We start from the raw sequence: 20,989 nt of genomic DNA, 5'->3' as shown, positions 1-20,989 counted from the left end.
TCAGATTGCCGGCGTCTGCCGGATGGGGTTGCCCTGCAGGTACTGCGCGTACGGCGCTTGGACGAGCCAGCCGGCATCGACGGGCAGCGTAACGCCGGTGATCGACGCGGCACGGTCGGAGCAGAGGAACAGCGCCGCCTCGGCGACATCGCGCGGCTCGACGAAGCGGCGCAGCGCGGTGGTGGCCTGGATCGCTTCCGGGTTGCGTTCGCCCTTGGCGATCCTGGCCTTCAGCCCGTCGGAGAGGGTATAGCCCGGCGCTACGGCGTTCACACGGACTCCATGCGGGCCGAGTTCGGCAGCCAGGATCTGGGTGAGCGCCAGGACCGCATGCTTTCCGGGCGTGTAGGCCGGAAGCGACAGCGGCGCGAAGGAGGCGAGCGAGCCGACATTGAGGATCGCGCCGCGTCCGGCGGCCGACATCAGCCGGCCGAACAACTGGCAGCCAAGCAGCGTGCCGCGATAGTTGATCCGCCACATCTGCTCGTCTTCGGTGAGGTCCTGGTCGAGCACATGCTTGCCGCTCTGCAGGATGCCGGCGCAGTTGACCACGACATGAGGGGTGCCGAACGCATTGCTGACGTCTTGCGCCAGCGCCTCGACGGAAGCGGGATCGCCGACATCGGTCTGGACAAACACGGCGCGTGGGGCGCCGGCGCTCTCGCAGGCCTCGGCGGCTTCCTTGCCGCGGCTCGCGTCCCGGCCTGCGACGACCACCTGGTAGCCTTCCTCGGCGAAGCGCTCCGCAATAGCGCGGCCGATCCCGGACGTGCCGCCGATGACGACCGCGGTCGAAGCCTCAGCCATTGTGGCGCTCCTTTCGCTCGATGTCGAAGAATGCGGCCATGGCCTCGACCTGGAAGTCCATCATCGGGCGTCCGGGCTGGATGCGGCAGCCGATCTCTTTCGCCGCCTTGAGCAGGGCCGTTTCGGCCGGCTCCATGATGATGTCGACCACGGTCATCTCCGGCGTCAGCTTGTTCACATCCATCGGCAGCGGATCGCCGCCCTTCAGCCCGGAGGGCGTCGCGTTGATCGCCATGTCCATTCCGGACGGATCGGGTTCGCCGACCTCGATGCGGCAATCGGGGAACGACCTGCTGACCAGCGAAGCGAGCTTTTGCGCGCGTTCCCTGTCGATGTCGGCGAGGCGGATCTCCGTCGCGCCTTCCTCGGCGAGGCAGTAGGTCAGCGATGCGCCCGCACCGCCTGCGCCGACCTGGAGGATGCGCCGGCCGGCGATCCGGTGTCCGCCGGCCTTCAAGCCGTCGATGAAGCCGACGCCGTCGAAATTGTCGGCATACCAGGTGCCGTCCGCCTGCCGGCGCACGGAATTCGCGCTCTGCACGCGCGCGGCGCGATCGTGGGCGGCGGCGCATTTGTGGTAGACCGGGACCTTATAGGGCACCGAGATGATGACGCCGCGGATGTTCTCCGCCGCCGTGATGCCGGCCCAGAAAGTATCGAAATCTTCCGGACGGCAGCTCAGCGGCACCATCAGACTGTCGAGCCCCTTCTGCTCGAAGATCTCGTTGAAGATGCCAGGGCTTTTCGCGTGGCCCACGGGATGGGCCAGCATGACGAAGACATCGGCCTTGCCGGTTCCGCGCATCGGTTATTCCTTTCCGTTTGACAGTTCATGATCGCTCAGGACCTCGAGAGCCCGGACGAGCGACGAGTGGTCTGCTTCCGCGCCGCCCGGGCGGGCCGCACAGGCATTCATCAGTTGCTGCGCCAGCGCCGTGCTCGGCAGGGCGGCTCCAAGCGCGCGGGCGCTTTCGAGCGCGAGGTTGAGATCCTTCTGGTGCAAGCGGATGCGGAAGCCCGGCGCGAAGGTGCGGGCGATCATGCGCTCGCCATGCACTTCGAGCACGCGGGACGAGGCGAAGCCGCCCATCAGCGCGCTTCGGACCTTCGCCGGATCGCAGCCCGCTTTGCTGGCAAAAACAAGCGCTTCGGCAACGGCTTCTATGTTGAGCGCGACGATGATCTGGTTGGCTATCTTGCAGGTCTGGCCGGCGCCGTTCTTCTCGCCGATCAGGGTGATATTCTTGCCGAGCTTTTCGAAGATGGGCAGCGCGCGCTCGAATTCGGCAGCCGGCCCGCCGACCATGATGGTGAGACTCGCCGCTTTTGCGCCGACCTCGCCGCCGGAGACGGGTGCGTCGAGGAAGCCGCCTCCCGCTTCCCTGAACTTCGCCGCGAATTGCGCGGTGGCGATCGGGCTGATCGAGCTCATGTCGATGACCAGCTTGCCGGCTGAAATCCCTTCGAGCACGCCACCCGGCCCGAGCAGGACGCGCTCCACGTCGGGCGTATCGGGCAGCATGGTGATGATGATTTCGCAAACCCGCGCCACTTCCGCCGGGGAAGCCAGCACCGACGCTTTCAGATCGGCAGGCAGAGGAGAGCGATTGAGCACCGTGACGATCTCGTGCCCGGCATCGGCAAGATGCCGCGCCATGGGCGCGCCCATGACGCCGAGTCCGATGAAACCGATTTTCATGCGCAACTCCCGTGCTCGCCAGAGCGTCTTGCAGCTCAATGGAGGCGTATGATATAGGACATCATACAAATTTCAATGCCTCTTCCACTGGAGACCGATCGCAAATGCAAGAGCGCGTCAATTCGCTGAAGGCGGCCGTTAAGGCCGGCCGGCCTCATATCGGCATCTGGTGCTCGCTGGCTTCAGCGCTGACCACAGAAGTGGTGGCTGGTTCCGGAGCGGGCTGGCTGCTGATCGACGGCGAGCACAGCCCCAACGATCTGCGCAGCATCATGGCGCAGCTTCAGGTCGCGGCGGCATTTCCGTGCGAGGCGGTGGTGCGCCTGCCGTCCGACGATCCCAACCTGATGAAGCAGGCCCTGGATGTCGGTGCCCGCAGCCTGATGATTCCGAATGTGCGCACGCCGGACCAGGCGCGCAAAATCGTCGCGGCGATGACCTATGCTCCGGGCGGCTTCCGCGGCTTCTCGGTCGGCCATCGCGCCAACGCCTTCGGCCGTATCGCCGGGTATCATGCGAAAGCGCGCGAGCAGCAGTTGTTGGCGGTGCAGATCGAGGACGCGGCTGGCGTCGCCAATGCGGCTGAGATCGCAGCGGTGGATGGCGTGGACGTTCTGTTTGTCGGGCCCGGCGATCTTTCCACGAATATGGGCGCGATGGGCAATCCCGGCGCTGCGCATGTGCAGGAAGCGATCGCTTCCGTGCGCAAGGCCACGGCCGCGGCAGGCAAGGCGAGCGGGATTTTGGCTCCCGTGAAGGCCGACGCTGACCGCTATTTCGCCGAAGGCTTCACCATGGTTGCCGTCGGTTCCGACCTCGGCCTGTTGGCGCGGGGCTCGGACGCCCTGATTGCGTCCTTCAACCGCTAGACTCGGGAGACGGCCGTGGCGGTCCCCCCTTACAAAGCACCCTCGCGCTACACCTACGACATCGTCATCGTCGGCGGTGCCGTCATCGGCTCTTCGACGGCTTACTGGCTGAGCCAGGCGCTGGGCAGTGGCGCCTCGATCCTCGTGGTCGAGCGCGACTCCAGCTACGAATTCTCCTCGACGGCGCTCTCCACCAGCGCCATCCGCCAGCAATACTCCAATCCCATCAATGTGAAGATCAGCCAGTTCGGCATCGAGATCATCCGCGGTTTCCAGGAGCGGATGGCGCCCTTCTACACGAACGAGCCGGCGCCCGATCTCGGCTTCAAGGAGCACGGATATCTCTATTGCTGCTCGCCGGAAGGCGTGGAGGCGGCCAAGGAGCGGGTCGAGCTGCAGCGCAGCCTCGGCGCCCACACCGTCTTCCTCGAGCCGGGTCCGCTGAAGGAACGCTTCCCCTGGCTGAATGTCGACGACCTCGGCGGCGGTTCGTGGGGTGCGCGCGAAGAGGGCTGGTTCGATTCCATGGGCATGTTGAACGGCTTCCGCCGCGCCGCCCGCGCCAGCGGGGTCGAGTACATCGACAATGCCGTGACCGGACTGGATGTCGTCGATGGGCGGGTTGTCTCCGCTCGGCTGGCGACCGGCGAGACAGTCGCTTGCGGAACCCTGGTCAACGCCGCCGGCCCGCGAGCGCAGCAGGTCGCTGCCATGGCCGGCCTTTCCATCCCGGTAGCCCCGTACAAGCGCTACAGCTTCGTCTTCGCCAGCGCCAACCCGATCCCTGGGCGAATGCCCAACGTCATCGACCTTTCCGGCACTTTCGTGCGCCCGGAAGGCGAGCTCTTCCTCACCGGCAACACGCCGCAGGGCGACGGGCCGGCCGATTACGACGATTTCGAAATGCATTTCGAGGAGTTCGACGACTATATCTGGCCGGCGCTGTGGCACCGCATTCCGGCCTTCGACGCGCTCAAGGTCCAGACCAGTTGGACCGGCCACTACGAATACAACATGCTCGACCACAACGGCATCGTCGGCTTTCACCCGGAGGTGAAGAACTTCATGTTCGCCAACGGCTTCTCAGGGCACGGCCTGCAGCAGTCGCCGGCGGTCGGCCGGGCGGTATCGGAGCTCATCGTGCACGGCGCCTTCCAGACGCTGGACCTGTCACCGTTCTGCTACGAGCGCATCCCGCGCAATGAACCATTCCTGGAAGAAGCGGTGATCTGAACGGTTCGGGAGAATTTCACTCGGCGGCCTGAACGTGCCGGGCGTCGATGATCGCCCTTATCTCCGAGCGGCACGAACCGCAGTTGGTGCCGGCGCGCAGCGTCGAGCCGATCGCCTCCAGACTGTCGCAACCCGCAGCGACCGCCGAAGCGAGCTGGTTGACGCCGATGTGGAAGCATGAGCACACGACCCGCCCGATGGCGGGCATCGGCGCTGGCGAACGCCCGGAAAGAAGCGCATGGCGATCGGCTGGCGACAGCGGCTGGCGGGTGGCCAGCAGCGAGACCAGCCAGTCCCGCGTCGGCAACTGGTCTGGAGCGGCGACCAGCACGGCCTCAGCCATGGCGCCGCCTTCGTCGATCGCAGCGGCGCGATAGGCGAGCCCGCGGCGATCGGTGTATTCGAGCAGTTGATCCTGCCGTTGAACGCCGAGCAGCTTGCGCGCCAGAAGAATGCCCTGGTCCGGCGGCTCGGTCCCGGTCAGTTCGTAGACCCAGCCGCCTTCGACCGCGTAGCGGCTCCAGTGGACGAAACCGGTCGGCCTGAGGTCGCGCCGCGTGATGAGCACACCGGCCCACCCAGTGTTTTCGCGCACGATTCTGACTGGGACATGCTTCAGTTCCGGCTGGCCGGAATGCGGGTCGGTGACAGGCGAGGACAGCAGGCCGGTGGCGGCCCTGGCCGCGAACTGGCCGCTCCAATGCATGGGCATGAAGGCATGGCCGCGCAGCTGCGCGTTGGTCACACGTACTCTCGCGCGCACGAAACCGAAGCGCGTCGACAGATGGGCAAGGTCACCATCCTTGAGCTGGTGAGCGGCCGCATCCGCCGGATTGAGGTCGACCGCCGGTTCCGGAGCGTTGGCCATCAGGCGCGGCACGGTGCCGGTACGCGTCATGGTGTGCCATTGGTCGCGCAACCGGCCCGTGTTCAGCGCAAGCGGATACTCCGCATCGACGGTGAACGCCGTCGCCTCCTGCCGCACCGGGACGAAACGCGCACGGCCGTCCGGTGTCGGGAAGCGACCGTCCGCAAACAATCTCGTCTGGTACTCGCGCGATTCTGGTGCCGGCCAGTGGCGCGGCGCGAAGCCGGCATAGCCCGCATCGCTGAGGTCCGTCAGGCCGCCCAGATCGAACAAGCGCCCCCCATTGTTCTCGAAAGCCGAGAGCGCGGCATGCTCGCGGAAGATTTCCGCCGGCGTCTGGTAGGCAAAAGCATCGCCGAAGCCCATGCGCGCGGCGACCTCGCAGATGATGCGCCAATCGGCTTTCACTTCGCCCGGCGACGGCACGAACGGCCGCTGACGCGAGAGGCGCCGTTCCGAATTTGTGACCGTGCCGTCCTTCTCGCCCCAGGCAGCGGCGGGCAGCAGCACGTCGGCATAGCGCGTGGTGTCGGTGCGGGTCACATCCGAAACCGCGACGAAATCGCATTTGGACAGGGCGGCGCGCACGCGCGACGCGTCCGGCATGCTCACCGCGGGATTAGTGCCCATGATCCACAGCGCCTTGATGCGGCCGTCGGCAACCGCCTGGAACATGTCCACGGCCTTCAGCCCGCCGCGTCGCGCGATTCCGGGCGCCTTCCAGAAGCGGGAGACCCGCTCGACAGCGGCCTGATCCGCGAAGTCCATGTGCGCGGCAAGTTGGTTGGCGAGGCCCCCCACCTCGCGGCCGCCCATGGCGTTCGGCTGGCCCGTGACCGAGAACGGCCCCATGCCTGGCTTGCCAATGCGGCCGGTGGCGAGGTGGCAGTTGAGGATGGCGCTGACCTTGTCGGTTCCATGTGCCGACTGGTTGACGCCCTGGCTGTAGACGGTGACCGTCCGTTCGGTGCCGGCGAAGATCTCATAAAAGGCCTGGACATCCGTGGCCACCAGCCCGCAGCCTTTTGCGACGCGCGCGACCGACGGCGCATCGGCACCGGCCAGCGCGGCAGCGGCTTCGAAGCCCGATGTGCTGGTGCGGATGAAATCCGCGTCGATCTTTCCGCTCTGGACGAGATGCGCCAGAAGGCCGTTGAACAAGAGCACGTCCGTGCCCGGATCAAGCGCCAGGTGCAGGTCGCATTCGTCGGCCGTGGCGGTGCGGCGCGGATCGATGACGACGATCCTGGTTCCGCGTTCGCGCTGCGCCGCGAGCATGCGCTGGTAGAGCACGGGGTGGCACCATGCGGTGTTGGAGCCGGTGAGCACGATCAGATCGGCGTGCTCGAAATCCTCATAGACACCGGGAACGATGTCCTCGCCGAAAGCGCGGCGGTGGCCGGCGACCGACGACGCCATGCACAGCCGCGAATTGGTATCGATATTGCCCGAGCCGATGAAGCCTTTCATCAGCTTGTTGGCGACGTAGTAATCTTCGGTAAGCAACTGGCCGGAGACATAGAAGGCGACCGAGTCCGGCCCATGCTCGGCAATCGCGTCCGAGAATTTCGCGGCGACGAGGTCGAGCGCTTCGTCCCAACTCGTCTGCCTGCCTTGGATTTCCGGCTGAAGCAAGCGGCCATCGAGGCCGAGCGTCTCGGCAAGCGCGGCACCCTTAGAGCAAAGGCGGCCAAAATTGGCCGGGTGCTCGGGATCGCCGCGGACGGTTGCCTTGCCACCCGCAGCGATCTCGGCCACCACGCCGCACCCCACCCCACAATAGGGGCAGGTGGTCCTCACCTCGCGTGCTTCTTCCATGGCTCAGGCCGCTTTCGAGGCCAACGGTTCGAGCGCAATGAACAGCCGTTCGCCTTCGATCCTGACCGGGATCGTCCTAACCGAGCCTTCGTCGGCGCCGAGCGCCTTGCCGGTCTCCAGCGAGATCACCCAATTGTGCAGCGGGCAGGTCACCGCCGCGCCATGGACGATGCCCTGGCTGAGCGGCCCGCCTTTGTGCGGGCAATGGTCTTCGATGGCGAAGACCTTGTCATCCGCGGTGCGGAAAACAGCGATCTTGCCTTGCGGGGTGGCCACGCAACGCGCGCCGCGGCGAGGGACGTCGGAAACGGAGCCGATTGCGATCCAGTTCATTGGGACACTCCCGTGTTTGCTTGATAGGCGAGCGTCCAGGATGGCGCGAACTTCTCCATCACTCGGCCGCCTCGGCGAACCCGACCGAGGCCAGCGGCCGGAACTCGTGCTTGTCCTTGCCGGAGACGCGTTCGGACCACGGGTCGACCTGCGCGAATTTCTGCGAAAAGACGAAGCGCTCGAAATAAGCGCGGCGCTTCTCCACGTCATCCAGGATCTGCTTTTTGATCTCGGCGGTACCGACGCGCTTGGCCCATTTGTAGATGCGCTCGAGGTAGCGGGCCTGCTCGCGATACATCTGGACAAGCGCCACGATCACCTCCAGCGCTTCGTCCTCGGTCTTCACCAGGCCGAGCACTTCGGTGCCCTTGATGTCGAGGCCGGCGGCGCCAGCGAAGTGGATCTCGTAGCCAGAATCGACGCAGACCACGCCGACATCCTTGCAGGTCGCTTCGGCGCAATTGCGCGGGCATCCCGAGACCGCCATCTTCACCTTGGCCGGGGTCCAGGAACCCCACATGAACTTCTCGATGCGGATGCCCAGCCCCGTCGAATCCTGGGTGCCGAAACGGCACCAGTCGGAGCCGACGCAGGTCTTCACCGTGCGCAGGCCCTTGGCATAGGCATGACCCGAGACGAAGCCGGCCTTGCCGAGATCGGCCCACACCGCCGGCAAGTCCTCCTTGCGGATGCCAAGCATGTCGATGCGCTGGCCGCCGGTCACCTTCACCGTCGGGATGCCGAACTTGTCGACCACGTCGGCGATGGCGCGCAATTCACCGGCGCTGGTGACGCCGCCCCACATGCGCGGCACGACCGAATAGGTGCCGTCCTTCTGGATGTTGGCATGGACGCGCTCGTTGATGAAGCGCGACTGATAGTCGTCGGCATATTGGTCCGGCCAATCGCAGACCAGATAGTAGTTGAGCGCGGGCCGGCACTTCGCGCAGCCGCAGGAGGTCTTCCATTCGAGCTCCTGCATGATGGCCGGTATCGTTTTCAACCCCTTCGCCTTGATCAGGCGCCGCACGTCGTCATGACCGAGGCTCGTGCAGCCGCACATGGGCTGCACGGCCGCCGGATTGTAGGCCTCGCCCAGCGTGAGTTTCAGGAGTTGTTCGACGAGACCCGTGCACGAGCCGCACGAAGCCGAGGCCTTGGTGTGGGCGCGCACGTCGTCGAGCCCGGTCAGCCCTTTGCCGGTGATCGCGCCGGTGATCTTTCCCTTGCAGACGCCGTTGCAGCCGCAGATTTCCGCATCATCCGCCAGTGCCGCAACGGCCGCCAAAGGGTCCGAGGAAGCGCCTCCCTGGAATGCCTGGCCGAAGATCAGCGTGTCGCGCATCTCCGAGATGTCGGTCGCCTTCTTCTTCAAATCGTTGAACCAGGCGCCGTCGCCGGTCTCGCCGAACAGCACCGTGCCGATGATGCGGTTGTCCTGCAGCACGACCCGCTTGTAGATGCCGGCGGATGCGTCGCGCAGGATGATCTCCTCGCGGTCGTCGCCGTCGGCAAAGTCGCCGAGCGAATAAAGGTCGATGCCGGTGACCTTGAGCTTGGTCGGCGTGTCGGAATGGACGAAGCGCCTGTCCTCGCCGTTCGCCAGCCCGGCTGCCGCCACGCGGGCCATCTCGTAGAGTGGCGCAACCAACCCGTAGACATGGCCGCCGACCTCGGCGCATTCGCCGAGCGCCATGATCGCCGGATCGGATGTCTGCATGCGGTCGTCGACGACGATCCCGCGATTGACCTCCAGCCCTGCGTCCTTGGCCAGCGCGATATTCGGGCGGATGCCGACCGCCATCACGACCAGCGTCGCCGGAATGATCGTGCCGTCCATGAGCTCGACGCCCTCGACCTTGCCATTGCCGACAATGGCCTTGGTGTTGGCCTTGGTCATGACCTTGATGCCGCGCGCCTCGACGGCCTTCTGCAGCAGGTAGCCGGCAGCCGGATCGAGCTGGCGCTCCATCAGTGTCGGCATGACGTGGAGGACGGTCACGTCCATGCCGCGCTCTTTAAGCCCGGCCGCCGCTTCCAGGCCGAGCAAGCCGCCGCCGATGACGATCGCCTTGGCGCGCGACTGCGCGGCAGGCAGCATGGCGTTGACATCGTCGAGATCGCGGTAGCTGAGCACGCCCGGCAAGTCCTTGCCCGGCACCGGGATGATGAACGGCACCGAGCCGGTGGCGATGATCAGCCTGTCGTAGCCTTCGGCCACGCCGTGGTCCGAGGTGACGGTCCTCGCTTCGCGGTCGATGGCGACGATCCTGTGGCCCTTGTAGAGGGTGATGCCGTGCTTGATATACCAGCCGTCGCCATGGATGACGATTTCCTCGAACTCCTTCTCGCCCGAAAGCACCGGCGACAGCATGATGCGGTCGTAGTTCACGCGTGGCTCGGCATTGAAGATGGTGACGGCGTAGCGGTCGGGTGCGGCTTCCAGCAGGTGCTCGAGCATCCTGCCGGGGGCCATGCCGTTGCCGATGATGACGAGTTTCTCGCTCATGTCCGGTCAGCCTCGATCTATTCGGCGGCGTAGGTGAGGGGCGCGGGCTTTACGGCGGCCGCGCGCTCCATCCGGCGGATGGTGGCGTGCATCCAGAGAAGGCACGAGACCACGATGACGAAGAGCAGCATGAAGCAGCTCGACCAGACGCCGGTGAGGTCGTTGAGCGCGCCGAAAGCGATCGGCAGGATGAAGCCGCCGAGGCCGCCGATCATGCCCACCACCCCGCCGACCGCGCCGACGCTCTGCGGGTAGTAGACGGGGATGTGCTTGTAGACGGCGGCCTTGCCGAGGCTCATGAAGAAGCCGAGCACGCAGGCGACGGCGATGAAGGCGAGCGGGCCGATCTCGACATGGAACGGGATCGGCCCGCTGATGCCGCGCACGACGTAATCTGCCGAGGGGAGAGACAGAACGAGGGTCGCGACGGCACAGACGGTGAAGGTCCAATAGAGCACGGTACGGGCGCCGATGCGGTCGGAAAGCACGCCGCCATAAGCGCGGAAAATGCTTGCGGGGATCGAGTAGGCGGCCCCGATCATGCCGGCGGTGGCGATGCCGAAGCCATAGACGCCGATCAGATAGCGCGGCAGCCAGAGCGACAGCGCCACGAACGCACCGAAGGAAAAAAAGTAGTAGAAGGCGAAGCGCCAGACCTGCAGGTTCTTCAGCGGCGCGAATTCCTGCCAGAAGCTTCTCGCCGGTACTGCCTTACCGGCGCGGCGCTCGCGGATGACCGGATCGTCGCTGGTCGTGAACCAGAACACGCCGGCCATGACAACCAGCGCCGCGGCCCAGATCAGCGCGACCGACTGCCAGCCCCAGGCAATCAGCACGAGCGGCGCCAGGAACTTGGTGACCGCGGCGCCGACATTGCCAACGCCGAAGATGCCGAGAGCCGTGCCTTGTTTGCGCGCGGGGAAAAAGCGCGAGACATAGGCGACGCCGACCGCGAAGGAGCCGCCGGCAAGCCCGACGCCGAGCGCCGCCACCAGCATCTGCTCATAGGTATGTGCAAAGGCGAGCAGGAAGGTCGCGACCGCGGCCGCGAGCATGGTCATGGTGTAAACCAGCCTGCCGCCGTAGCGGTCGGTCCAGACGCCGAGCACCATGCGCACGAGCGAGCCGGTGAGGATCGGCGTGCCGACCAGCAATCCGAACTCGGTCTCGTTCAGCCCGAGCTCCTGCTTTATACGCACGCCGATGATGGAGAAGATCGTCCACACCGCGAAGCAGACGGTGAAGGCGATGGTGGAGATGAGGAGCGCCTGCCGGGAGCTACTGTCCTGACTGGGCGCGGCTTGGAGGTTTGCGGTCATGGTCGGCTCCGTTTGCGGCGTGGGAGGCACCGCGTGTTGTGTTGATCAAAGGCTCGGCATCGGTCAGTGCGCCGAGGCTGGGACCTGCGCGGTCACTTGCGGACCCTTGGCCTCTCTGTCGTGATTGGTGGGAAACAGCAGAAGCGCGGCGGCGAACAGCACCGCCGTCAGGATGCTGCTCGCCAGGAAATCGCGGCGGGTGAAATCCTTCAGGGAAGCGCCAATTCCGATCCGTTTCGTCATCGTCGTCTCCGTTCGGCGCCGCCTGGGATCGGCGCCTTCGATTGCGTTTCGGTCCAAAACAAAAAAGCTGCCGACCAGGCCTGTCGCGTCCGTACATCCGGGATCGCGCGTCGACCTGAGCGGCAGCTTTGCCTGTGGCGCCCGCCATTGGACGCCTGTTCTATTGCCCGCGAGGGGCGCGATTATCTTAAAGCACGAAGCGTGCCAGTTTTGCGTGGAAGACGGATTTCCAGAAAAATCAAAGCGGTAGGCGCTTCAGGCACCGGCCCGGCCGGGCCGAGACACGGTCAAACGTTGATCAACGGAGTGGGCAGGGCGCACAAATTTTGTGCAATGCACAAGAATGGCGCGCAAAAGATCAGTCGCGATTCTGGGCCGCGATGTAAGCATCGATCCGATCGGGATCGAAGATCTGGCCGTCGAAGAATCCGTCCGGGCCGAGCACAAGGCTCGCCCCGGCCGAGCCGACCGGCGTCGCGGTCTTCAGCGCGCCTTCCACTTTGGCGTTGGCGCCGGGCAGGGCCACGCCGAGCGGCTTCAGCGCCGAGCGGTAGAGATCGGGCCGGTAGCAGTCGCGGGCGATCGCCAGGTTTTGCGGCGTATGCGGCAATTGTCCCCAGCGCACCATCTGCGTGTAGAACCAGAGCGCATGGCTCTTCCAGGGAAAGTTCGCCGCCTTGTCGAAGGGCAGGAAGAAAGCCTCAACGCTGCGCTCCGGGCCGCCGCCGAGCTGAAGTCGCCCGGTGAGTGCCGGCATCTGGATCGCCTCCGGCTGCCCGAGGAACGCAGGCTTGGCCATCAGCGCGGCCAGCGCGCCGCGGTTCACCGGATCCTGGCACCAGCGCGCGGAGTGATGCAGCGCTCTCAGCAGCGCCGCCAGCGCGTCGGGGTTTTCCTCGGCCCAGCTTCTGCGCGCGCCGATCACCTTTTCCGGGCTGTTGCGCCACAGCAGCGCCTTGACGGTGACGATGCGGCCGGTGCCGGCGGCGACGGCGGCACTGTTCCAGGGCTCTCCGACGCAATAGCCGTCGATGCGGCCGGCGGAGAGCGCATCGGCCATGAAGGGCGGCGGCACGATGACGATCTCGACATCGCGGTCGGGATCGATGCTGCAGGCGGCGAGCCAGTAGCGCAGCTCGTAATTATGCCCGGAATGCGGATGGACGACGGCGAAACGCAAAGGCTCGCGGCCGGCGGCCGCCCGCTCGCGGATCAGAGCGCCAAGCGCCGTCCCGGCGCGCGCCGGATCGAGATCGGGCGCAGCCCCGTGCGCCGCCATGCCTTGCCACACCACATTGGAGACGGTGACGCAGTTGCCGCCAAGCCCGAGCGAGAAGGGCACTATGGTCTCCGAGGCAAGCGGCGTGAGGCCGAGGCTGCAGGCGAGCGGCATCGGCCCGAGCATATGTGCCACATCGAAATGGCCGATGGCGATGCGGTCTCGGATGTTGGCCCACGAGGTCTCGCGATGCAGCTTGAGCTCGATGCCTTCGCGGGCGGCAAAGCCCATCTCGCCGGCCGCTACAAGGACGGCGCTGTCGAAGAGCGGCATGAAGCCGGCGGTGATCTCGTGCGCCGCAGTCTTGCTCATTCGCCCTCCAGCGGTCCCAGCAATCCCGCCGCCGTCACCAGGCTCTGGGCGATGTCGGCGATCTTGCGGTTCTGGTTCATGGCGGTCTTGCGCAGAAGCGCGTAGGCGGCCTCCTCGCTCAAGCCGCGCGATTTCATCAATATGCCTTTGGCGCGATCGACGACCTTGCGGTTCTCGAGCTCGCTGCGCGCCTCCTCCAGTTCGCGCGCCATGCGCGAGAAGGCGTTGAAGCGGCTGATCGTCATGTCGAGAATCGGCTTGATGCGCTCCTTCTTCAGCCCGTCGACCACATAGGCGGACACGCCGGCTTCGACCGCCGCCTCGATCGAGGCCCGGTCGGAGCGGTCGACGAACATAGCGATCGGCCGTTTCACTGCTCGCGAAAGCTGGAACATGTTCTCAAGCATGTCGCGGTTGGGGTTTTCGAGATCGATGACGATGACATCCGGCTCGATCTCGGCGATGCGCTTGGCAATGCCGGCCACGTCATGAACAACGGTGACATGGCGATGGCCGGCGTCCCGCAATCCGGCCTCGATGATCGAGGCGCGGATGCGGTTCTCGTCGATAACAAGGATGGTCAACGAACCAGCGGACATGCTTCCTATTGTGCAGCCCGGCCGGAATTGTGCAATGCGATAGCGTGGTCCGCGGCGACTTTCCCACGCCCAAAGGCCGCGGGCCAGTCGCCGATATTCGAAGCTTCTAATTTTCGAAGGGAGGTTTTTCGCTGGGCCAAAAAGGTCAAAAACGTATCAGTAGGCGCGGCGTGGCGAGGTGGCGGACATCCTTGGCCGCCGCTATCCTGACCCTAGATGAGCCGGAACAAACGGCCGCGGTTCGAAGGCTGGCACAGCCTGCGGGAGGAATCGATGGGACCCGATCTGGAAGTCATACAGATAAGGCCTGGCGAGTCGTTCGCGGTGAGGTGGCATGGCTATCCCTACCATACGGTGCGCTGGCATTTTCATCCGGAATACGAACTGCACCAGATCGTGGCGACCAAGGGCCGCTATTTCGTCGGCGACTTCATCGGCGAGTTCGAGGTCGGCAACCTCGTTCTCACCGGTCCGAACCTGCCGCACAACTGGATCAGCGAGGTTCCGGAAGGTCAGTCAGTTCCGCTGCGCTGCAGGCTGGTCCAGTTCAGCGAGGAATTCATCGGCGGCGCGATCGCCACTTTTCCCGAGCTTGGCGCGGTCTCGCCACTGCTCGAGCTCGCGCGGCGCGGCGTCCTGTTCAGCGCCAGCGTGAGCAGGGCGGTCATGCCGTTGCTGGCAGAGATCACGCATGCTTACGGCGTTCACCGGATCAGCCTGTTCATGTCGATCATGGAAGCGCTGAGCCGCGAAACTGCGCCGCGCGTGCTCGCCAGCGAGAACTATCTGCCGGACCCGTCCGGATACATGTCTGCCGGCATGAACCAGGCGCTCGCCTATATCCGCGAGAACCTGACCCAGCAATTCAACGAAGGCGATCTGGCGGCAATCGCGGGACAGACGCCGAGCGCCTTCTCGCGCTCGTTTCGCAAGCATACCGGCATGTCGCTGCTGCAGTACATCAAGCGGCTGCGCATCAACCTCGCCTGCCAGATCCTGATGAGCGACGAAGAGGCTCAGATCTCGGACATCTGCTTCGAGGTCGGCTTCAACAATCTGTCGAACTTCAATCGCCAATTCCTGGCCGAGAAGGGCATGCCGCCTTCGCAGTTCAGGAGATTGGTTGCGGATAATTTCGCGGCCGCGCGCGCCGCATAGAAAGGAGTTCGGGAGGAGAAACAAGCCTTAGACAAGAACCAGGACGAAGCGGTGGGTCGCGCAAGCGAACCAGCGATGGACGAGTATTTCCTCGTGTCATGCCAGCGGGAGGAAGCCGTGAGGCTGCTGCACGAGTTCACTGGACTTCCAATCGGGCGCGCGAGCAGCATCCGCGGCTCGATGTCGAAGTCCGTTTAGATCACACAATGGGAATTGGAGAAGACCTTATGTCCAGATACGTGTCCAGATTGACAGCAGCCGCGATGGCCGTCTCGAGCCTCGCTCTTGGGGCGACTTTTGCCAATGCGCAGGATATCGCCGGCTCCACGGTCGCGTTCCTGATGCCCGACCAGGGCTCGACGCGTTACGAAGAGCATGATCATCCGGGCTTCGTCGCTGAAATGAAGAAGCTTTGCGACAGCTGCAAGGTGCTCTATCTCAATGCCGACGCCGACGTCACCAAGCAGCAGCAGCAGTTCAACTCCGTCATCACCCAGGGCGCGAAGGTTGTCGTGCTCGACCCGGTCGATTCGGCGGCGGCGGCCTCGCTGGTGCACAATGCGCAGGCTCAGGGCGTCAAGGTGATCGCCTATGACCGTCCGATCCCCACGGCGAAGGCCGATTTCTATGTGTCGTTCGACAACAAGGCCATCGGCAAGGCGATTGCCGCCTCGCTGGTCGAGCATCTCAAGGCCAAGGGGGTGTCGAGCGATGGCGACTTCGGCGTGCTGCAGATCAACGGCTCGCCGACCGACGCCGCGGCGGGCCTGATCAAGGACGGCATCCATGAGGGTCTCAAGACCGGCAGCTACAAGACGCTCGCCGAGTTTGACACGCCGAACTGGGCGCCTTCGAATGCCCAGCAATGGGCGGCCGGACAGATCTCGCGCTTCGGCAACAAGATCGTCGGCGTGGTCGCCGCCAATGACGGCACGGGCGGCGGCGCTATTGCCGCCTTCAAGGCAGCCGGCGTCGATCCGGTGCCGCCGGTGACGGGCAACGACGCGACGATCGCCGCCTTGCAGCTCATCATTGCCGGCGACCAGTACAACACTATCTCCAAGCCGAGCGAAATCGTCGCCGCGGCGGCGGCAAACGTTGCTGTGCAGCTTCTCAAGGGCGAGACTCCGAAAGCCGAGACAACGCTGTACGATACGCCCTCGCAACTCTTCGTGCCGGCGGTGGTGACGCAGGAGAATTTGAAGGCCGAAATCATCGACAAGAAGATCCAGACCGCAGCCCAGCTCTGCACCGACCGCTACGCCGAAGGCTGCAAGAAGCTCGGCATTCAATAAGGAGCGATGCGGCCCAAGGGTGCATCGTCTTCGAGGAGCGAGGCGGCGGAGCCGTATCGTCTCCAACAGCGATGCGGCGCAGCCGCGTCGCCTGCGATATGCTCGGCTGCCCGTCAGGGCTGAGAAGCCGGGTGTGTCCGGCCGCTCCCTCCTGGCGGCCGGACAGATCGACCAAAACGCGGGAAGAGAGACACGCAATGGCAATACCCGACGCACCGCCCACGACGAGCCGTCCGCCGGTGCTTAGCCTGCGCGGCATCTCGAAGAATTTCGGCGCGGTGTCGGCTCTCACCGACGTCGATCTCGACATCAATGCCGGGGAAATCGTAGCCCTGGTCGGCGACAACGGCGCCGGCAAGTCGACGCTGGTGAAAATCCTGGCCGGCGCGCATATGCCGAGCTCGGGCTCGATCACTTTCGACGGCCAGCCGGTGACGCTTGCCAATCCCGCCGCGGCGCTGAAGCTCGGCATCGCCACCGTCTTCCAGGATCTCGCGCTCTGCGAAAACCTCGACGTCGTGGCCAACATCTTTCTCGGCCGCGAGCTTCATCCGCTTCGCCTCGACGAGGTCTCGATGGAGGTCCGCGCCTGGACACTGCTCAACGAGCTCTCGGCACGGATTCCCAGCGTGCGCGAGCCGGTGGCGTCGCTGTCGGGCGGGCAGCGGCAGACGGTGGCGATCGCCCGCTCGCTGCTGATGGAGCCGCGCGTGATCCTCCTCGACGAGCCCACCGCCGCACTGGGCGTCGCGCAGACCGCTGAAGTGCTGAATCTCATTGAGCGCGTGCGGGATCGCGGGCTGGGCGTCGTCATGATCAGCCACAACATGGAGGACGTGCGCGCCGTGGCCGACCGCATCGTGGTGCTGAGGCTCGGCCGCAACAACGGCATCTTCCTGCCCGGCGCCTCCAATCAGGAGCTGGTCACGGCGATCACCGGCGCCGACGACAATGCGGTCTCGCGGCGCGGCAGGCGCACGGCCGAGAAAGCGCAAGGAGAACAGCCATGACCACGGCGTCCGACCGCAATCCCGGCGCGCTGCTCGATCGCAGCGACGAACGGCTGAAGGATCGCAGCGGCGCCAAGGGCGCCATCAGGGGCTTCCTCGACCGCGTCCGCTCCGGCGATCTCGGCTCGCTGCCCGTGGTTGTCGGGCTGGTTTTGATCTGCACCATCTTCCAGACGCTCAACCCGGTATTCCTGTCGCCGAACAATCTGGTCAATCTTTTGTTCGACTGCTCGACGGTCGGCATCATCTCGCTCGGCATCGTCTGCGTGCTGATGGTGGGCGAGATCGACCTGTCCGTCGGGTCCGTCAGCGGCCTGGCCTCCGCGCTGCTCGGCGTGCTGTGGGTGCAGTGGGGCTGGCCGGTCGCGCTTGCCATGCTGGCGGCGATGGCGGTCGGGTTCGTGACCGGCTGCGTCTACGCGCTACTGCTCAACAGGCTCGGCATGCCAAGCTTCGTCTCGACGCTGTCGGGCCTGCTCGCCTTCCTGGGATTGCAGCTCTACATCCTCGGCCCGACGGGCTCGATCAACCTGCCTTACGATTCGCCGCTGGTGAATTTCGGACAGCTCCTCGTGATGCCGCACTGGGTGTCGCACACTTTGGCCGTCGTGCCCGGCGTGCTTGCCCTGGCTCTCGGCTATCGCAAGGCGCAACGCCGCCAGGCCGCCGGCCTGTCATCGCGTTCGCTCGGCGGGCTGCTGCTCCAGGCCGTCGCGATCACGGTCGCGCTCGAACTGGTGGCTTACTACCTCAGTCTGTCGCGCGGCGTGCCCTGGATGTTCGCGTTGTTCGTCGGCCTGGTCGTGGCGATGAACTATGCGCTAAAGCGCACCCAATGGGGCCGCTCGATGACCGCTGTCGGCGGCAACCGCGAAGCGGCGCGTCGCGCCGGCATCAACGTCCGGCTGATCTACGCCAGCGCCTTCGCGCTCTGCGCCACGCTGGCGGCGACGGGCGGCCTGCTCTCGGCAGCACGCCTGGCAACCGCCAGCCAGCAGGCCGGCACCGGCGACGTCAATCTCAACGCCATCGCGGCGGCCGTCATCGGCGGCACCAGTCTGTTCGGCGGCCGGGGCAGCGCCTATTCGGCGCTGCTCGGCATCATCGTCATCCAATCCATCGCAAGCGGCCTGACGCTGCTCGATCTGTCATCCTCGCTCCGGTACATGATTACCGGCTGCGTGCTGGCGATCGCGGTCATCGTCGATTCTCTCGCCCGCCGCTCGCGTGTCTCACACGGCCGCGCCTGACGGCCTATCGAAGAGGATCGCAATGTCTGAAAGTCTTTCCGGCAAGGTTGCCGCAATCACTGGCGCTGCCTCGGGCATCGGGCTGGAATGCGCCCGCACCATGCTCGCCGCCGGCGCAAAGGTCTTCCTAGTTGACCGGGCCGAGGACCGGCTTCAGGAACTTGTCGCGGAGCTCGGCGACAATGCTTATGCGGTGGTCACCGACCTGCTCGATCCGGCGAGCGTCAACCGCATGATGCCCGAGATCCTCGAAAGAGCGGGCCAGCTCGACATCTTCCATGCCAATGCCGGCGCCTATGTCGGCGGGGAGGTGGCATCGGGCGACCCCGATCAGTGGGATAGGATGCTCAACCTCAACGTCAACGCCGTGTTCCGCACGGTGCACGCCGTGCTGCCGCACATGATCGAAAAGCAGAGCGGCGACATCATCGTCACCAGTTCGGTGGCCGGCTTCGTTCCGGTGGTCTGGGAGCCGATCTACACCGCTTCGAAATTCGCCGTGCAGGCGTTCGTCCATACGGTCCGGCGCCAGGTGCTGAAGCACGGCATTCGCGTCGGTGCGGTCGCTCCCGGTCCGGTGGTGACGGCGTTGCTCAGCGACTGGCCAAAGGCCAAGATGGAAGAAGCGCTCGCCGCCGGCAGCCTGATGGAGGCGAAGGAAGTGGCGGACGCCGTGCTGTTCATGCTGACGCGACCGCGCAACATCACCATTCGCGACCTCGTCATCCTGCCGCAGAGCGTGGACATCTGAGCGGCTCGCCGACCGGCCCTCGCAGAACGGAACCGCCGCCATGATCTTCGACCGCTTCCGACTGGACGACAAGGTCGCGCTGGTGACCGGCGGCACGCGCGGCATCGGCCTCGCCATCGCGAAGGCGCTCGGCGAAGCCGGCGCACGCGTCGTCGTTGCGGGCCGGACGATGAAGGATGAAGCGCGGCAGGAACTCGCGGGCCTCGCCTTCGACTTTCACGCCGCCGAGATGCTGGACGAGAAAGCGCCGGACAGGCTGGTCGCCGACACGCTCGCCAAGGCCGGCCGCCTCGACATCCTGGTCAACAGCGCCGGCATCGCCATCCATGGCGACAGCGGCGACTATCCGGAGGGCATCTGGCGGCAGACGATGGCGATCAATGTCGATGCCGTCTTCCGCTGCTGCCGGGCGGCGCTGGCGCCGATGCGGCGCCGGGGAGGCGGCGCGATCCTCAATGTCGGCTCGATTTCCGGCATCGTCTCCAACATTCCCCAGAACCAGGTTGCCTACAACAGTTCCAAGGCGGCGGTGCATATGATGACCAAGAGCCTCGCCAGCGAGTTGGCGGTCGATAACATTCGCGTCAACGCCGTCGCGCCCGGCTATATCGAAACGGACCTTTCGCGCGGCGGCATCGAGAATCCGGAATGGTTCCCGATCTGGCGCGGCATGACGCCGATGGGCCGCGTCGGCCAGCCGGAAGAAGTTGCGGCGGCCGCACTTTTCCTGTGCTCTCCCGCCTCGAGCTACGTCACCGGCGAGGTGCTGGTCATCGACGGCGGCTATACCACACGCTGAGATGGCGCTGAGCCAGGGCGCTGAGACAGGAGAATTGCCATGAAACTCAAGGACAAGGTCGCCGTCGTCACCGGCGGCGCGCAAGGCATCGGCGCAGCCATCGTGCGCGGTTTCGCCGCCGAAGGCGCCCATGTCGTGATCGCCGATATGGCACTAGGCAAGGCGGAAGCGCTTGCGCGCGAGCTCGAAGGCAAAGCTACCGCTCTGCAACTCGACGTGCGCGACCTCGCCTCGATCGAGGCGATGGTCGCTTCGGTGACGAGGACGCATGGCGGGATCGACATCCTGGTCAACAATGCCGCCGTCTTCGACATGGGGCCGCTTCTCGAGATTTCGGAGAAAAGCTTCGACCTGCAATTCTCGGTCAATGTGAAAGGGCTGTTGTTCACTCTGCAGGCGGTGGCCAAGCGTATGGTCGCCCAGGGGCGCAAGGGGAAGATCATCAACATGGCCTCGCAGGCGGGTCGGCGCGGCGAGGCGCTGGTCGCCGTCTACTGCGCCACCAAGGCCGCCGTAATCAGCATCACGCAGTCGGCCGGCCTTGCGCTGATCAAGCACGGCATCAACGTCAACGGCATCGCGCCGGGTGTGGTCGACACGCCGATGTGGGACCAGGTCGACGCGCTGTTCGCGCGCTACGAGAACCTGCCGATCGGCGAGAAGAAGCGGCAGGTCGGGCTGGCGGTGCCGGCGGGGCGCATGGGTGATCCCGACGATTACCGGGGTGCGGCCGTCTTCCTGGCATCGAGCGAGGCCGACTACGTCGTGGCGCAGACGCTCAATGTGGACGGCGGCAACTGGATGAGTTGATTGGCCGAAGCTCGAGGCCTCGCCTGCG

At 65.3% G+C, this 20,989-nt stretch carries 19 protein-coding genes; 9 read left to right on the top strand and 10 right to left on the bottom strand.

The genetic code is table 11. The features are described 5' to 3' along the window. The 3 genes from CK224_RS27955 to CK224_RS27945 are packed head-to-tail and all read right to left on the bottom strand — an operon-like array spanning nucleotide 1 to nucleotide 2,506. Entirely contained in the window at nucleotides 1-807 is an 807-nt protein-coding gene (locus CK224_RS27955) for an SDR family oxidoreductase (protein WP_095779437.1), read from the bottom strand. Beyond that, on the bottom strand, nucleotides 800-1,612 hold the full coding sequence (locus CK224_RS27950; protein ID WP_066992125.1) for a shikimate dehydrogenase: 813 nt from the start codon (nucleotides 1,610-1,612) through the stop codon (nucleotides 800-802). Before CK224_RS27950 ends, CK224_RS27955 begins: the two co-directional genes overlap by 8 nt. A 3-nt stretch (nucleotides 1,613-1,615) precedes the next feature. After that, nucleotides 1,616-2,506, bottom strand: coding sequence for a 2-hydroxy-3-oxopropionate reductase (locus CK224_RS27945; RefSeq protein WP_067328800.1), 891 nt, complete (start codon nucleotides 2,504-2,506; stop codon nucleotides 1,616-1,618). Nucleotides 2,507-2,610: 104 nt separating this feature from the next. Here CK224_RS27945 and CK224_RS27940 point away from each other — a divergent pair, with 104 nt between their 5' ends. Both CK224_RS27940 and CK224_RS27935 read left to right on the top strand, forming a co-directional pair. Then, nucleotides 2,611-3,375, top strand: coding sequence for an HpcH/HpaI aldolase/citrate lyase family protein (locus CK224_RS27940; protein ID WP_095784016.1), 765 nt, complete (start codon nucleotides 2,611-2,613; stop codon nucleotides 3,373-3,375). A gap of 15 nt (nucleotides 3,376-3,390) precedes the next feature. After that, a complete protein-coding gene (locus tag CK224_RS27935; RefSeq protein WP_095784015.1) occupies nucleotides 3,391-4,608 on the top strand; it encodes an FAD-dependent oxidoreductase in 1,218 nt (405 codons plus the stop codon). A 16-nt stretch (nucleotides 4,609-4,624) separates the two neighbouring features. Here CK224_RS27935 and CK224_RS27930 read toward each other — a convergent pair whose 3' ends face one another. From CK224_RS27930 to CK224_RS27900, 7 genes are all read right to left on the bottom strand, one after another. Then, on the bottom strand, nucleotides 4,625-7,294 hold the full coding sequence (locus tag CK224_RS27930) for a nitrate reductase (RefSeq protein ID WP_095784014.1): 2,670 nt from the start codon (nucleotides 7,292-7,294) through the stop codon (nucleotides 4,625-4,627). A gap of 3 nt (nucleotides 7,295-7,297) precedes the next feature. Beyond that, entirely contained in the window at nucleotides 7,298-7,627 is a 330-nt protein-coding gene (gene nirD / locus CK224_RS27925; protein ID WP_066992140.1) for a nitrite reductase small subunit NirD, read from the bottom strand. A 58-nt stretch (nucleotides 7,628-7,685) separates the two neighbouring features. Continuing rightward, nucleotides 7,686-10,136 carry a nitrite reductase large subunit NirB gene (nirB, locus tag CK224_RS27920; RefSeq protein ID WP_095784013.1) on the bottom strand — a complete coding sequence of 817 codons (2,451 nt, stop codon included), beginning with the start codon at nucleotides 10,134-10,136 and terminating at the stop codon, nucleotides 7,686-7,688. Between the two features lie 17 nt (nucleotides 10,137-10,153). Next, nucleotides 10,154-11,455: a nitrate/nitrite transporter gene (locus CK224_RS27915; RefSeq protein ID WP_095784012.1), complete on the bottom strand. Its 1,302-nt coding sequence runs from the start codon at nucleotides 11,453-11,455 to the stop codon at nucleotides 10,154-10,156. Nucleotides 11,456-11,518: 63 nt separating this feature from the next. Further along, nucleotides 11,519-11,698 (bottom strand): hypothetical protein, encoded by a 180-nt coding sequence (locus tag CK224_RS27910; protein WP_095784011.1) that lies wholly within the window; start codon nucleotides 11,696-11,698, stop codon nucleotides 11,519-11,521. A 358-nt stretch (nucleotides 11,699-12,056) separates the two neighbouring features. Beyond that, nucleotides 12,057-13,289: a CmpA/NrtA family ABC transporter substrate-binding protein gene (locus CK224_RS27905; protein ID WP_095784010.1), complete on the bottom strand. Its 1,233-nt coding sequence runs from the start codon at nucleotides 13,287-13,289 to the stop codon at nucleotides 12,057-12,059. Then, nucleotides 13,286-13,888, bottom strand: a complete 603-nt coding sequence (locus CK224_RS27900; protein ID WP_066992153.1) for an ANTAR domain-containing response regulator — start codon at nucleotides 13,886-13,888, stop codon at nucleotides 13,286-13,288. Before CK224_RS27900 ends, CK224_RS27905 begins: the two co-directional genes overlap by 4 nt. A gap of 273 nt (nucleotides 13,889-14,161) precedes the next feature. Between CK224_RS27900 and CK224_RS27895 the strand changes: the two genes are divergently transcribed. The 7 genes from CK224_RS27895 (at nucleotide 14,162) to CK224_RS27865 (ending at nucleotide 20,961) form a co-directional block, all read left to right on the top strand. Further along, the gene (locus CK224_RS27895; protein ID WP_095784045.1) at nucleotides 14,162-15,046 is read left to right on the top strand and encodes an AraC family transcriptional regulator; all 885 of its coding nucleotides are present in this window, start codon (nucleotides 14,162-14,164) and stop codon (nucleotides 15,044-15,046) included. 227 nt (nucleotides 15,047-15,273) lie between these two features. After that, complete coding sequence (locus CK224_RS27890; protein WP_095784009.1) at nucleotides 15,274-16,341, top strand: sugar ABC transporter substrate-binding protein; 1,068 nt, start codon at nucleotides 15,274-15,276, stop codon at nucleotides 16,339-16,341. Nucleotides 16,342-16,538: 197 nt separating this feature from the next. After that, nucleotides 16,539-17,351: an ATP-binding cassette domain-containing protein gene (locus CK224_RS27885; protein ID WP_066992159.1), complete on the top strand. Its 813-nt coding sequence runs from the start codon at nucleotides 16,539-16,541 to the stop codon at nucleotides 17,349-17,351. Then, nucleotides 17,348-18,601: an ABC transporter permease gene (locus tag CK224_RS27880; protein WP_095784008.1), complete on the top strand. Its 1,254-nt coding sequence runs from the start codon at nucleotides 17,348-17,350 to the stop codon at nucleotides 18,599-18,601. The genes CK224_RS27885 and CK224_RS27880 overlap by 4 nt, the downstream gene beginning before the upstream one ends. Nucleotides 18,602-18,623: 22 nt before the next feature. Further along, on the top strand, nucleotides 18,624-19,352 hold the full coding sequence (locus CK224_RS27875) for an SDR family oxidoreductase (protein ID WP_095784007.1): 729 nt from the start codon (nucleotides 18,624-18,626) through the stop codon (nucleotides 19,350-19,352). 40 nt (nucleotides 19,353-19,392) lie between these two features. Continuing rightward, nucleotides 19,393-20,151 (top strand): glucose 1-dehydrogenase, encoded by a 759-nt coding sequence (locus CK224_RS27870; protein ID WP_095784006.1) that lies wholly within the window; start codon nucleotides 19,393-19,395, stop codon nucleotides 20,149-20,151. Between the two features lie 39 nt (nucleotides 20,152-20,190). Then, a complete protein-coding gene (locus CK224_RS27865) occupies nucleotides 20,191-20,961 on the top strand; it encodes an L-iditol 2-dehydrogenase (protein WP_066992171.1) in 771 nt (256 codons plus the stop codon). Nucleotides 20,962-20,989: the final 28 nt, after the last annotated feature.

It is taken from the genome of Mesorhizobium sp. WSM3862 (assembly GCF_002294985.1).
Classification (GTDB): domain Bacteria; phylum Pseudomonadota; class Alphaproteobacteria; order Rhizobiales; family Rhizobiaceae; genus Mesorhizobium.
The sequence above is the reverse complement of the archived record's forward strand: the minus strand, read 5'-3'. Positions and strand labels throughout refer to the sequence as shown.